At 38.6% G+C, this 15,349-nt stretch carries 11 protein-coding genes; 7 read left to right on the top strand and 4 right to left on the bottom strand.

The window, feature by feature from the left end:
* The first annotated feature begins 97 nt into the window (after positions 1-97).
* From HN459_06980 to HN459_06965, 4 genes are all read left to right on the top strand, one after another.
* A complete protein-coding gene (locus HN459_06980) occupies positions 98-1,291 on the top strand; it encodes a methionine adenosyltransferase (protein ID MBT3479194.1) in 1,194 nt (397 codons plus the stop codon).
* Between the two features lie 17 nt (positions 1,292-1,308).
* On the top strand, positions 1,309-2,619 hold the full coding sequence (locus HN459_06975; GenBank protein ID MBT3479193.1) for an adenosylhomocysteinase: 1,311 nt from the start codon (positions 1,309-1,311) through the stop codon (positions 2,617-2,619).
* A 123-nt stretch (positions 2,620-2,742) separates the two neighbouring features.
* Positions 2,743-5,670 (top strand): hypothetical protein, encoded by a 2,928-nt coding sequence (locus HN459_06970; protein MBT3479192.1) that lies wholly within the window; start codon positions 2,743-2,745, stop codon positions 5,668-5,670.
* The gene (locus HN459_06965) at positions 5,667-7,130 is read left to right on the top strand and encodes a hypothetical protein (GenBank protein ID MBT3479191.1); all 1,464 of its coding nucleotides are present in this window, start codon (positions 5,667-5,669) and stop codon (positions 7,128-7,130) included. Before HN459_06970 ends, HN459_06965 begins: the two co-directional genes overlap by 4 nt.
* Here the strand turns inward: HN459_06965 and HN459_06960 are convergent.
* Positions 7,104-8,195, bottom strand: a complete 1,092-nt coding sequence (locus HN459_06960) for a YjgP/YjgQ family permease (GenBank protein ID MBT3479190.1) — start codon at positions 8,193-8,195, stop codon at positions 7,104-7,106. The two genes, HN459_06965 and HN459_06960, sit on opposite strands and share 27 nt — an antisense overlap.
* 63 nt (positions 8,196-8,258) lie before the next feature.
* On the opposite strand from HN459_06960, the gene HN459_06955 reads away from it, so the two are divergent.
* Positions 8,259-9,623 carry an alanine:cation symporter family protein gene (locus tag HN459_06955; GenBank protein ID MBT3479189.1) on the top strand — a complete coding sequence of 455 codons (1,365 nt, stop codon included), beginning with the start codon at positions 8,259-8,261 and terminating at the stop codon, positions 9,621-9,623.
* 1 nt (position 9,624) lies between these two features.
* Here HN459_06955 and prmA read toward each other — a convergent pair whose 3' ends face one another.
* From prmA to HN459_06940, 3 genes are read right to left on the bottom strand one after another with little or no spacing between them, the layout of a single operon-like run.
* Positions 9,625-10,518, bottom strand: a complete 894-nt coding sequence (gene prmA / locus HN459_06950) for a 50S ribosomal protein L11 methyltransferase (protein ID MBT3479188.1) — start codon at positions 10,516-10,518, stop codon at positions 9,625-9,627.
* Positions 10,519-10,550: 32 nt separating this feature from the next.
* Positions 10,551-11,315, bottom strand: coding sequence for a glucose 1-dehydrogenase (locus HN459_06945; protein ID MBT3479187.1), 765 nt, complete (start codon positions 11,313-11,315; stop codon positions 10,551-10,553).
* A gap of 1 nt (position 11,316) precedes the next feature.
* Positions 11,317-12,321: an NADP-dependent oxidoreductase gene (locus HN459_06940; GenBank protein MBT3479186.1), complete on the bottom strand. Its 1,005-nt coding sequence runs from the start codon at positions 12,319-12,321 to the stop codon at positions 11,317-11,319.
* A gap of 137 nt (positions 12,322-12,458) precedes the next feature.
* Here HN459_06940 and murQ point away from each other — a divergent pair, with 137 nt between their 5' ends.
* Together murQ and HN459_06930 are read left to right on the top strand one after the other, a co-directional pair.
* Entirely contained in the window at positions 12,459-13,358 is a 900-nt protein-coding gene (gene murQ, locus HN459_06935; protein ID MBT3479185.1) for an N-acetylmuramic acid 6-phosphate etherase, read from the top strand.
* 85 nt (positions 13,359-13,443) lie between these two features.
* Positions 13,444-15,342 carry an SLC13 family permease gene (locus tag HN459_06930; GenBank protein ID MBT3479184.1) on the top strand — a complete coding sequence of 633 codons (1,899 nt, stop codon included), beginning with the start codon at positions 13,444-13,446 and terminating at the stop codon, positions 15,340-15,342.
* Positions 15,343-15,349 lie beyond the last annotated feature (7 nt).

Here is a 15,349-nt window from a genome sequence, read left to right as displayed (position 1 = left end):
TATATAAACTAATTTATTTTCTCGACACTTTGGAGTCTATTGGGAAGAGCACGTAATTTCTAGACTCCCTGTAAAAGAATTATTAAGGAATTCATTAATGAGCAAATTTGTATTTACATCTGAATCTGTTTCAGAAGGTCATCCCGATAAGGTCTGTGATGCCATTTCTGACGCAATTTTAGATAATTTATTGGCCCAAGATCCAGATTCACGTGTCGCTTGTGAAACATTGGCTACAACGGGAACTGTCGTTGTTTCTGGTGAAGTAACATCCAAAGGTTTTGTGGATGTTGAACGAGTTGTAAAAGATACTTTGGGCGAAATTGGATATACCGATAAAGCATATGGCATGGATAATGAAACTGTAAAAGTATTATCCATGTTGGATAAACAAAGTCCAGAAATTTCACAAGGTGTGGATGAAGGATCTGGTCTTCATGATGAACAAGGTGCCGGTGATCAAGGTCTTATGTTTGGATTTGCATGTACAGAAACAAAAGAACTTATGCCATTACCTATTCACTTGTCCCATCGATTGGTAGAACGGATGGCCATTTTACGTAAAGATGGTACAATTCCATGGTTGAGACCGGATAGTAAATCTCAAGTATCTGTAGCCTATAAAGATGGTAAACCCGTTTCAATTACCAATGTAGTTGTGGCGACGCAACATGACGATATGATGGATCAATTTGGTACAGAATCAGCCGAGCATGATTTTGTAGAAACAGAAATGATTTCAAAAATCATTAAACCTGTTTTGGATGCATGCGGTCTTCCCTATGAAGAATCGTTTATCGTCAATGGAACGGGGCGTTTTGTATTTGGTGGTCCTGAAGCGGACACTGGGTTAACAGGTCGTAAAATTATTGTGGATACTTATGGTGGTTATGCTCCCCATGGCGGTGGTGCATTTTCCGGAAAAGATCCCTCCAAAGTGGATCGCTCCGCAGCGTATATGGCGCGTTATATCGCTAAAAATATTGTTGCTGCAGGATTAGCTGAAAAATGTGAGGTGCAATTCTCCTACAGTATTGGCGTTGCCGAACCCACTTCATTTTATGTGAAATCTTTTGGCACTGGATCGCTGGCCGATGAAACATTAACAGAAATTGCGAAATCGATTTTCCCGTTGAAACCGGGTGGAATCATTCGTCACTTAAAATTGAAATATCCCCGTTATCGTCAAACCGCTGCCAATGGACATTTCGGGCGGGAAATTGAATTATTCACGTGGGAAAAAACTGACATGGTTGATGCATTGAAATCAGCCATAATGAAAAGGAATTAATTATGACTGTAGCAGAAATGACTCAAACTGATAGATTACCTTATAAGGTTAAAGATATTTCTTTAGCTGAATGGGGTCGTAAAGAAATGACTTTAGCTGAAGCAGAGATGCCGGGCTTAATGGCCATCCGAGAAGAATATGGTCCCTCCAAACCATTGGCAGGTGCTCGCATTGCAGGTTGTCTGCACATGACAATTCAAACAGCTGTGTTAATTGAAACACTCACTGAGTTGGGTGCTGAAGTCACATGGTCTTCTTGCAATATTTTTTCTACACAGGATCACGCAGCTGCAGCAATCGCCGTCACTGGCGTTCCCGTTTATGCCTGGAAAGGTATGAACGATGTCGAATTTGATTGGTGTATTGAGCAAACACTTTTTGCTTTTGAAGATGGCCAATCATTGAACTTAATCCTCGATGACGGTGGTGACTTAACCAATATGGTTTTGGATCAATTCCCTGAATTAGTGGCAGATATTAAAGGATTGTCAGAAGAAACCACTACCGGTGTTCATCGGTTATATGACCGAGTTAAAAATGGCACACTAACTATGCCAGCGATCAATGTGAATGATTCTGTAACTAAATCAAAATTTGATAATAAATATGGTTGTAAAGAATCACTGGTTGATGCCATTCGCCGTTCAACCGACATTATGATGGCCGGTAAGGTTGCCTTAGTGGCTGGTTATGGCGATGTGGGAAAAGGGTCTGCTGCATCTCTGCGTGGTGCCGGCGCCAGGGTAATTATTACAGAAATTGATCCTATTTGTGCGCTTCAGGCGGCCATGGATGGATTCCCTGTGAGAAGATTGGAAACAGCCATTCCTGAGGCGGATATTATTGTAACAACAACAGGAAATAAAGATATTGTCCAAGGGCATCATTTTGAAGCCATGAAAGATAAAGCGATCGTTTGTAATATTGGTCATTTTGATAATGAAATTGATATGGCATGGTTGAATAATAATTACGGTAACACTAAGGACGAGATAAAACCCCAGGTGGACATGTATACCATTAAAGGAAAAAATATTATCGTTTTGGCTGAAGGTCGTTTAGTGAATTTGGGTTGTGCCACCGGACACCCTTCTTTCGTCATGAGTAATTCATTTTCAAACCAGACATTGGCTCAACTTGAATTGTGGAATAATAGTGAAAATTATACTAACGATGTTCATATGTTGCCAAAATATTTGGATGAAAAAGTCGCTTTTTTACACCTGAATAAACTTGGTGTTGAGCTGACAAAATTAAGGGACGACCAGGCGGAATATATTGGTGTATCCGTAGATGGGCCCTTTAAACCTGAGCATTACAGATATTAATCATTAACTTGATTATAAATGTAAAAGAGCTCCGATTTTTCGGGGCTCTTTTTTTTTGTAGTAAAAGGGACTCAATTCAGGTCAATTTCTATGTTAAATCGTTAGGCAAATGACCCAAATATAATGAATCAAAATCCGAGAAAATTGCAAATACGCATTCGAAACCGTCTTACAAAAATATTAATTGGTATATTTTCTATATTTACATTGAGTTGCGATTTTCAAAATCCTATGGCATTTGAATTGCCCACATGGTTTTTTGAACTCTCCTTTCCACTTGTGCAAAAAAAGTATTCATTGGCAGGGATGGTGGATAATAAACAGATATTCTCAACAGCAGACTCCATTGGAATGCAGTTAATGTTTGAGGGTGCCTTGCCGGATACATCAATAGGTGCAGATATTCTTGAGGTTGAACTCAATCAAAATATCCAATATTCACAAGATCCTGTAACCGCTCCTAGTCTTTCATTTTCATTGGATACCACTATTAATTTAGCAATACCAATTGCGCCTGGTGGGCAGCTCACCAATAGTTCCGGAGCTGTTTTTTCTGTACCACCAATAACCAATCAAATTGTTACACAAGCGGTGTGGAACGCTATTGCTTCGGCAGTGGATACTACCATCCAAATTACAATACCAATCCCGGCTATACCATCAAGCCAATTGCCAAGTTTTATTAAATCCGTTGATGGGTTGGTTATCAAAGCAGATGCGGGGAGTAGCGTCAGCGATTTTGGTTCCACTTTTAATAACAAGGGATTGCCTACTAATGTGACCAATCCCAGCGCGGCTCTTGTTACAGATATCGCTTCGCCGGCCAAAACATTGGCCAACCATACTCAGTCAACTTTACCTAAGGATGCAAGTTATGGTCCAACGACAACATCCTTGAGTCAAGATAGTTTGGGCAATGCAATCAGGATGGATATCGGCTTTGGGATTGCCAGTACATCCGATGCAACTGTGACCATTAATGCAGGGGACAGTGTTCAAGTGAATGTGGCAATTCAACTTCGAATTTCCGGATTGGATTCAGCCATTGTTCAAGTGGACAAATACGAATTACCCATGTCATTACCTGCCATAGATTTCCCTACAGATATAGAAATATATTCAGGTAAATTAAAATCAAATAGCGGTTTTGAAGTCAACGAGATTGACATAAAAAGTATTTCTAGCACTTATCCCCTCAATATTGATTTTAATTTGAATTTTAGAAATTTCATTCCACCAGCAGGAAAAGATTCAACTAAAATAGACACTGTTTTGAAAAAGGGTACAACTATCGTTAAAACATTTAATTTAGACGGATATACTTTTGCCAATCCGGCGGGGAAAGATTCAGCGTTATCTAAGTTAAGTCTTGATATATCAGCAATTATGCCGGCTCAATCAGCAAAAATCCCATTGGATGGGTCAGACATGGGCGCTGTTTCTTTGGATGTTGCACTGAAAAAATTGCATTTTGAATCATTGGAAGCAAACATTATTCAAGGATTTCCACCCACAGCATTCAGTATTGCCGGAATGCCTTTGGGATTTTCTGGTATGGCATTCTCCGATACAAAATTAGAAATTGAAATGAGAAATGGTATTCGGCTACCGGTAATCCTTGATTTTGATATGATTGGCATCAATCAAAAAGGCGACTCCATGAAGGTTAATGCATTGTCGACTTTGGCTAGTCCAACAAATGCTGGTGATACGACCAAAACGATTATTCGACTTTCCAGAGATGGTACAACAACGCTGAAGTATAAGTCGCCATCCTCAGTGGCATACTATGATAGTTCAACAGTTGCACCCAAAGCGGGTGAAACAACAATTGTAGAACTTATGTCCTCAAGTCCAGCAATCTTCAATGTAGAATCACGCGCTAGAATTGACGGCAGAGGAACTTTAGAAGCAGGAATGAGTATTGGCGGTAAATATACTATGCTTGCGCCATTTGAAGTCATTATGGCACCTATGACATTTATTTCAGTCACCAATACTCCCGTCCAAGAAATGGACCACAGCAATCGGAATCGGATTAGATCAACGCTGCAATCTGCCAGTTTAGATTTGACAGTAGAAAATAAAATACCAACAGGTGGAGAGTTGGCCATGCTCATGTCCAATTTGGGTTTTTTTCCATTGGATACGACTGTCAGCGCCCTTTCTTCATTTAAAGATTCAATGGTAGTGAAAAAAAACTGGGCAAGTTCGGACAGTGTTTATATTGTTTCAAAATGTGACAGTCTAAATCCAAAGACTGGTAATTATTTCATTTTTAATGTTATGGATGATATTGCCGATTGTGTGGATGGTATGGTTTATTTAATAAAGACCACAGGTTTTGGTATGGATACGGTAGTTTCATATGTGGATACATTATTAAAAATCCCATTGCCTGATCCCGTGAGTTTTTATCCCGCGACTAATGCGAGCGTTCACGCAGGGCAGGTTAAAGATCCTGGGTTTGCTGTTTATAGTAGCCCCATTCCTTCATCTAGGATTATGCTCATGACAAACCCGGGACAGCCCTATATGGCGCCGCGCTTTCATCTCAATGGTTCTGATGGTAAAAAGGTTTACTTAACAACGGCAGATTATATAGATATTAATTCGAATATTACTTTTATGCTGAGTAGTACGGGCATGACAAGTGCTGCCCCTGATGAATTGGTGGTTAAATATCCCAATGGAAACCAGAATTTGAATAAGGATTCGGAAGTCACTATTAAATGGAAAACATTTGGAACAATTAACACTGTCGATTTAGCCTACTTTGCGGGCACTTCTCCAGATATGGATAAGGACGATGGGTGGGCCGACATCACGACAGAATTGGCCAATGTGGATTCGTTTAATTGGACACCGAGCAGTACAACAGGAATCAATTCTATGGAATCATCTTTACGGGATAGCATTCGAATTCGAATAAAATCTACGGACGGAAAAGTTCGTGATATGAATGGATGGTATTTCACCATCAGTCATAGTAGTGGAAAAATTCGAGTAAACTCAACGATCGCTCAATGGGGAAAAAAGTCCAATAAATGATTAAACGGCTTTATCCAATCTTTATTCTCTTCTTGATGATGACCGTTTCTTTTGGTCAAAAACGAGATGCTCGAGCCGTTTCATTAGCCAATGCTTATTCAATGATTGGTGATGGTTTTTATTCTGTTGGGTACAATCCTGCCCTTATTGCTTTCCAAGTAGATAAACCTTTTATGCTTCAGTTGGGTGGCATTGATTTTGGTATTGGGAATAATTATCTATCCATGGCCGCCATGAATACCCTAAGCGGAGATACTTTGGATAATGATGAAAAAACTTTAATCATTAATCGGCTCGAACGAAATGGGGGACTCAAATTTGATATGAACGGCCAATTGCCAATTCCTGGACTCAATTATTCATCAGGAAATATGGCCATAACTTCGAATATACTTTATATGAGTTCTTATAGCATTCCGGCGGGATTAGCTCGGCTTATGCTGGAAGGTAACGCCAGTAATCCGGAGATTGATATGACATTGGGATATGAAATTATGGGTGTCCACGAATTGGGTTTTTCTTTTGCTGTACCTTTTGAATCTTTTGCTCTAGGGATCTCTCTAAAATATCTCCAAGGATTGTTTTATATGGGTATTGATCCTGATTCAAGTAAAGCAGATTTCATTACAACTCCAACAGCAGTTTATGGATCAGGGTCCTATTATTTGAGACAAGGATTTGGTGGCGCTGGTTACGGATTAGACATAGGTGTGGCAAGCAAAGAAATCAATGGAATGCGTTTTGGCGTTTCTTTGATCAATGCATTGGGAACCATCGGTTGGAATAAACCCTCTTTTATTAAAGATATTTTAGCGGGGAAAGATGGCAAATTTGGCAACAGTGATGATATATTTAATATGAAATGGAAAGGTGAAGCTCTCTCCGATTCTGTTGCAATTTTGTACACCTATACAATTGATTCACTCCGAGCGGATAATCTATCATCGGGATCTATATTTACAAGCAGTTCAACTCTAATAAAGAATGTGGATGAAAACGGAAAGTTAAAAGAATTTAATATAAGATATCCCGCTATACTTCGGTTTGGATTATCGTACCGTAAAAAAGATTATCTCGTTAGTTCTGATCTTAGTACTGGATTTGAGAACAGATTATTTGCTAATTCCCGCTGGCGTTGGGCTGTGGGAGCGGAATTACATCGTTTTCCAAAAATGCCTTTACGACTTGGGTTTGCATGGGAAGGCATGGGTCGAACGGAATTGGCTTTGGGTGCCGGATTTCATGGTGGTCCTGTATTGATCGATTTTGGATTTTCATTTCGCGATGGGATGTGGATCCATTCTATGAAAGGGTTAAACCTTGCCCTTGGATTTACAATTACCAGTTTTAAAGGTAGGAAAGAAAAGGGCGTTTCTAATAACGGTGGACCTTCTCCTATTCCGGAAAAAGGGGTGATCAAAGAACCAGAAGAATCACTTACGGGCAAAGACCAAAAGTAGCATTCCGCCGATAGAAAATATCACATTCCCCATCCATGCAGCTGTAAGGGGAGACATGATACCCTTATACCCCATGGACATACCAAATTTGATAAAGGCATAGTATATAAAAATCACAAAAATTCCCATGCCGGCCCCAAAAGATAATCCACCTTTTGATTTCATTACCACCAAGGGCAAGCCGAATAGAACAACAATTAAATTTGTGAAGGCAAAGGATATTTTAAATAGTCGATCTACTTCCCATTTGGTAGTATCTACACCGTTCTTTTTAAGCTGATCAATCCGAAGAGTAAGCTCGGCAAAGTTCATTTCATCTGGCGTTTTGGATTGTTGCGTAATATCTTCGGGTGTGAAATTAAGTTCCAATAAAGTATCACCTCGGGACATAGTCATATCTTTTACTTCACCAATTGAATTGAACTCCCTGATTGAAAAATCTGTTACATTCCAAGTATTCAAGGAATCAAGCCATTTGATACCCCGAGCATCTATACGCTGACTAACAGTTCCATTCTCTAAAGCAATGGCGGTGATGCTGCGGCCAACCGTTGTTTCAACTTTATACCTGCCGATAGAAATATGGGTTTTTTCATTTTTTTGTAAAAAGACATTTCGGAGATCCGTTTGGCGCTTCACACGGGATCGCCGCTTCATATATTCCCGTTCAATATTATATCGGACTTCATTGCCTTTGCTCACCCATGTATTATCCAATTCAAATGATATAAAGCTGATTATCAATCCAATTGTGGTAATAGGAATAGCAATTCTATAGAGGCTAATCCCGGTGGCCTTCATGGCAGTAAGTTCATTTCTTTTTGCCAAAAGACCGATACTAAAAACAGTTGAAATTAGCATGGACATAGGAAGGCCAATATTTAAAAACCAGGGGATGGCGTAGATATAATATTTAATTGTGATAATGGCAGGGATGGAATTATCAATAAATCGATCGAGGTTTTCAATGAGATCTACAATCAGGATAACACACACAAATCCCAGTAACGTCATGGATAACGTAGTCAAAAATTGGCGAATGAGGTATAAATCTAGTTTTTTCATTGAATTAGCATTAGTAATTAAGCAGGGAATTTCGGTATAATCCGCAACTTTTTAGTGGAAGAAATGAAAATTTTAGAATTAATTGAAACATCAATATCTGCATTTGCCGGATTCATTTGGGGTCCCCCAATGCTTATTCTACTTCTTGGGGGTGGAATATTTTTTTCAATCTATAGCCGATTTGTACCTTTTAAGTATTTTCGACATGGGTTCAACATTCTGCTGGGTCGATATAATGACCCAAATGATCCTGGTGAGATTACTCATTTTCAGGCGCTTTCCAGCGCTTTGGCGAGTACAGTAGGACTTGGAAATATCAGTGGTGTGGCTATTGCTATTCAAATGGGTGGTCCTGGTGCATTATTTTGGATGTGGCTCAGCGCAATTGTGGGCATGTCCACAAAATTTTTCTCGTGTACATTGTCGATCCTTTACCGCGGGAAAGATGATATGGGCCGAATTCAGGGTGGCCCCATGTACTATATCGAAAATGGATTGGGAAAAAAGTTCAAACCATTTTCAATAATGTTCAGTTTAGCGGGATTGATTGGATGTACTGTAATGTTTCAATCTAACCAGTTGGCAGATATTATTCGAAACCAGGTATTTGAACCAAATGGATGGTTTGTAGAAAATGTCAGTACAGGAAATTTTATCCAGGGATTGATCATGGCAATTTTGACAGCTTTGGTCATTTTTGGTGGTATTAAACGAATTGGTCAAGTTGCATCTTACATGGTACCAATCATGGTTGTTTTGTATTTATTTGGGGGACTTTTGGTAATTTTTAATCATATTTCTGAAATACCATCCCTTTTTGGATTGATTATTAACGATGCATTTACGGGGGATTCGGTCATGGGAGGCGCAGTTGGCGCCGTCATTATTGCCGGTGTTCGCCGAGGATTATTCTCAAATGAAGCTGGGTTAGGTACTTCTGATATGGCACACGGGGCAGCTATGACAAAAGAGCCAGTTCGTGAAGGATTGGTTGCCATGATTGAACCATTTATCGATACCATTGTGGTTTGTACGATTACTGCTATGGTGATTCTTGTTTCTGGTGTTTGGCAGGATGATAGTTTGAACGGTGTTTCCATGACCACAACAGCATTTATAAAGGAATTGGGATCTTTTGGCCAAGGTTTGCTTTTAGCTGCCGTGCTCACATTCAGTATTTCTACAATGATGAGTTATTCATATTATGGTAGTAAATGCAGTGGTTACTTATTTGGGAGTAAAAGCATATTTTACTATCGCTGTTTTTATATCGCAACCATTGTTGTCGGTGCCATGATTACCATTGATTTAGTTATTAACCTTGTGGATGGGATGTATGCCGTGATGGCAATACCAACAGTAGTTGGATCAATCATGCTTTCGCCAAAGGTGATGAAAGAGGCGAAACGGTATTTCGCCAGCATTTAGTTTATTTAATTCCTGAAATTAATCCCCAGCCGTCCTTTTTCAGATGATAGAGGTCTGAAAAGCCGTCCTTATATTTTTGTATAATTTTAGCCAATTGAGATTCCATTATACCTGAAACTGCTATTCGGCCATTAGGATGTAATAATGAATTGAACTTTGGCAAAAGTTCAACCAATGGATTCGCCAGAATGTTGGCAATTAAAATATCATATTTTTGATTATTTTGCAATTCATCCGGATGATAAGTTGGGATGGAGATACCATTTAAATTTGCATTTTCATTGGTACTTTTTAAAGCCTGAGAATCAATATCTACACCGATGGCGGATTCTGCGCCTAATTTTATTGCCGCAATCGCAAGGATTCCTGAACCACAACCGAAGTCCAATACCGATTCACCGCCTTGAATATTTTCCGACAACCATTCTAAACAAAGTTTTGTTGTGGCATGGTTCCCCGTCCCGAAAGCAACACCGGGGTCAAGGAAAATATTAGCAGCATTTTTATCTATAGGTGATTGTCCTGTAGGAATGATCCAAAGTCGATCGGTAATTTTATTGGGCTTATTAATTTTTTGGGTTTCACGGACCCAATTAATATCAGCGATAGATTCTTCTGAATATTTTGGGAGTGTACTTAATTCAAACTCAGATTGAATTAATTGAGCGAGGATTACTGCTTCTTTATTTGATTCAACCAGCGCAACAACAACAGGCTCTTCCCATACTTCCCAACGGGGTTGCCCCGGCTCATCGAACCATGTTTTATTGGGCGAATCATCTTTTCCCAAATTATTTATGGATGTTGATAATACTCCTGAGTCCATTAGAAAATCGCAAACAGCATCCAAATCGAGATTATGTAAAGAGAAAACTATATTTTTAAATGAATTCAAAAAGGTATAAAAATTAATTTATCATAAAAATGCTATTGAATGGAAAGTCCTCCGTCCAATGGCATGGCATGTCCTGTAATAAAACTGGCTTTATCTGAACATAGGTAAAGGATTGCGTCGGCAATTTCCTGAGGGTTTCCCAGGCGATTCATGGGGATGCCTTGGTGGAGTTTCTCTTTCAGATCAGGTTTCTCAATACTCATTTCATCCAACATGGCTGTATCAGTAAAAGCAGGGCATACGGCATTGATGCGCAAATTATTGTTAGCGTATTCCAAAGCAGCAGATTTTGTCAATCCGATGACACCATGCTTGCTGGCGGTATAGGGTGCATTCCTCTTCATTCCCACCAATCCTGCGATGGAAGAAACATTGACGATAGCGCATTGGGATTCCAGTTTAAGCATATGGGGAATTTCATATTTCATACAATTCCAGACACCGGTCAAGTTTACTGCAAGAACTTTATCCCAATCGGCCGTATGAATATCCGCAGTGGGGGCGAGTCTTCCGCCAATGCCTGCATTGTTTACTGCACAGTCCAGCCGACCAAAATATTGGATTCCTCTGGCAATTCCAGATTTAACCTCCTCAGACTTGGAAACATCCATCTGAACAAAGATTGCATTAGCACCATTGGCTATAATTTCATCAACAGTGGTTTGACCTGCATTTGCATTGATATCACTAACGATAACTTTCGCGCCGTCTTTGGCAAAAGTAATGGCAGTCTGGCGTCCAATCCCGGAACCGGCGCCGGTGACAAGAACAACTTTTTCTGCGAATTTACTCGTCATTCTAAACTTTAAGCATCAGTTTACCAAAATTTTCCCCAGAGAAAAGCATAAGCAATGTTTCTGGAAATGTGTCAATCCCTTCAACAATATGTTCTTTTGATTTCAATTTTCCCTCTGCGAGCCATTGTCCCATTTGTTTGGCAGCTTCGCCATACTGACTGGCAAAATCGAAAACGATAAACCCTTGCATTCTTGCACGGTTAACTAAAAGAGATAAATAATTATCCGGCCCTTTTATTGGAGTGGTATTATTGTATTGAGAAATTGCGCCGCATATAACTACCCGTGCATTCATATTAATTTGGGTCAAAACTAAATTGAGTATATCTCCACCCACATTATCAAAAAAGACATCTACGCCATCTGGACAACTGGTTTTTAAAGCACGAAGTAAATTGTCGGATTTATAATCGATAGCTGCATCGAAACCCAGTTCATTAATTATGTAATCACATTTCTCCTGACCTCCTGCAATACCCACTACACGGCAGCCTTTGATCTTTGCAATTTGCCCAACAACTGATCCCGTAGCACCAGCCGCACCGGATACAAGAACAGTATCACCTTCTTTTGGTTCTCCAACGGAGAGTAAACCAAAATAGGCTGTCATGCCCGTAAGGCCAAATAAACTTAGGTATAATGGCAATGGGGCCAAGTTTGGATCAATTTTTGTTAATTGCTCACCATTGGAAATAGGATGACTTTGGACGCCCAACAGTCCTTGAACAAAATCGCCTTTAATAAACTTGGGGTTATTTGATTCCAATACTTCACCAACACCGCCGGCACGCATAACCTCACCCAAACCTACTGGAGGGATATAAGATTTACCATCATTCATCCAGCCTCGCATGGCAGGATCCAAAGATATGTATTTTGATTGCACCAATAGCTCGCCTTCTTTTAATGAAGGAGTGGATAATTCTGAATATTCAAAATTTTCCCGTGTTGGCATTCCGATTGGGCGTGATATTAGTTTGAATTGTTTATTTTGGGGATGGCTCATGGTTATGAATCCTATGATTTACAAATCTATTTAGCGTAAAATTTACAAATATTATAAAAACATTAAGACTATCTAATGTTCAATATTAATCAGGAATAATGTTCAACCATTACAGATGAAGTTGTGTAATTTTTTACATGGAAACTACAGAACGAAAAAACCTTTCTACAGAACAACAGAATATTCATTCCACTGTTATTGATGATAAATCAATTTCTGAAATATTGGAGATTATTAATAGTGAAGATCAAACAATTGCGGAAAAAGTCAATGAGGCGATACCCGAAATTGGGAAAGTGGTAGACTTGACCACTGTCGCAATTCAAAATGGAAACCGTGTTGTGTATGTTGGGGCAGGAACTTCAGGAAGGTTAGGCGTCCTTGATGCCTCCGAAATGCCACCCACATATTCAGTCCCGCCTGATTGGTTCAATGGTATCATAGCCGGTGGGGATAATGCACTTAGAAAATCTATCGAAGGGGCAGAGGATCAACCGGACGCAGCCATAACTGATCTTAAGTCATTTGGACTAAGTTCCGACGATGTGGTGATTGGCATCAGCACTAGCGGTGCGGCACAATATGTGAGTTCTGCCATTGAATATGGAAAATCCATCGGTGCTAAAACTGTTTATTTGATCTGTAATGAAAAGCCTTATTTATCAGTGAATGCTGATGTGTTGATCAAGGTCATTACAGGGCCAGAAGTAATCACCGGTTCTACACGAATGAAAGCAGGGACAGCAACAAAAATGGTACTGAATATGATTTCTACCGCCACGATGGTTCGGTTGGGAAAAGTTTATGGAAATCTTATGGTGGATCTCATGACGGTAAATGATAAACTGGTGGATCGTGGTACACGGATAATAGAAAAACTTACCGGTGTGGATTATCAATTGGCCCGATCCAAATTATTTGAAGCAGACAAATCTGTTAAAGTAGCGGTAGTAATGATAAAGAAGAATTGTTCACAAAAAGAAGCGAATAAAAAATTGGTTGAAAACGGTGGGTCGTTGAGGAAGGTAATTGAATGATAAAGTATCTGAATATCACGGAATTGGATATATATATATACAATTATAGCTTTAACAATGGACCTATAATTGGTGGAATGTCATTATGAATATTGATCAAATTGCGATAGTAATTATCTTAATGATAACATTTGGGCTATTTATATATGGAAGATGGAGATATGATATCGTTTCTGTCACAGCTCTTTTTATACTTATTATTGCAGATAAATGTTTAGGTGATGAAAGTTCAACTTTAATAAATAATTATAATCAAATATTTTTAGGATTTGGTCATCCTGCTGTTATTACAGTTGCAGCAGTATTAATAATCAGTAGATCATTACGAAATTCTGGTGTGGTCGATTTTATAACTCGTAGGATCAAGCCATTCACTAAAATCCAAACAATGCATATTTCAAGTTTAAGTGGTGTAATTGCCCTGCTATCAGGTTTTATGAATAATGTTGGTGCATTAGCTTTAATGCTCCCTGTAACAATAAAAACAGCTTGGGAAAATGAACGATCTCCTAGAATTCTATTAATGCCTATTGCTTTTGCCAGTATTCTTGGAGGCATGATAACCATGATAGGTACGCCCCCCAATATTATTATTGCTAATGTCAGAAAGGAACAACTGGAACTCATTGTTTCGCAAGCGATTGCTGATTCAACATCGCTCTCGGCAAATTACCTGAAATTGCAAAATATTGGTCTTGTGGACTTTGAACCTACTGCATTTGGTTTATTTGATTTTACTCCTGTTGGTAGTGTAATAGCTATTTTAGGTGTTTTATTTATTGCACTTATTGGCTGGAAGCTTATTCCAAATGATAAAGATAATAAATCAAATTCCCGGTCAATTTTTTCAATTGATAAATATGTTACAGAAATTAGAATTCCAGAAAACTGCTCCTTAATTGGTGAAAATGCAGGGGAAGTCAATAATTTAACGGGAGATAAAATAACATTAATTCGGAAAATAAATAAAAATGAAGAAATTGAATATTTAGACCCTAATTATATTCTAAGTGAGGGTGATCAATTTTTAATAATGGCAGATCCAACAGAATTAAAAATTGCAATGGATGAATATAATTTTAAGTTAACAAAGGAAATGCGATTTCGAATTGATTCTCTAAAAGAAGATGACACTACATTTATGGAAGTTGTTGTTACACCTGAATCTTCATTGTTGGGTCGAACACGAAATTATTTTAGAAATAAAACATCAAATTGTTTAACATTAATATCTGTTGCACGAAATGATAATCCAATTACAAAAAGACTTGGCAGAGTAAAATTTTCTATTGGCGATGTGTTGTTAATACAAGGCAGGGAAGAAGAATTAAAGAATAACACAAAATCATTAAACCTATTACCACTGGAAAATCGAGATATTGATATTGGAATATTTTCAAAAATAGGATTTTCCGTATTGGTATTTATAGGCGCAATATTATTAAGTATGTTTGGGGTTTTTCCCGCAACAATATCATTTATAGGTGCAATATTAATTTATATATTTTCAGGAATACTCCCTGTTAGAGATTTATATAAAAGCATTGATTGGCCAATAATTGTACTTTTAGGATCAATGATTCCCATAAGTGATGCGTTGCAAAGTACCGGTACAACTGCAATAGTTGCTAATCTAATGGTTGGATTAACGAGCGGTTTACCCACTTGGCTTGTTCTTGCAATTATTATGATTATTACAATGAGTTTATCTGATATTATTAATAATGCGGCTACAGCTTTAATAATGGCACCAATAAGTGTCGGTATTGCAATGTCAATGGGAGTCAGTATAGATCCATTTTTAATGTCAGTTGCGGTGGGTGCATCCTGTGCATTTCTTACACCAATAGGACATCAATGTAATGCGCTGATACTTGGCCCTGGTGGCTATAAATTTGGAGATTATTGGCGAATGGGTTTACCATTAGAAATATTAATCGTTATTATTGGTACACCGGCAATTATTTATTTTTGGCCATTATAAAAGTTGA

The sequence above is a fragment of the Candidatus Neomarinimicrobiota bacterium genome (assembly GCA_018647265.1).
In the GTDB taxonomy this organism is placed as follows: Bacteria; Fidelibacterota; Marinisomatia; order Marinisomatales; family TCS55; genus TCS55.
Note: the sequence above shows the minus strand (reverse complement) of the source record. Positions and strands in the feature narration are given on the sequence as shown.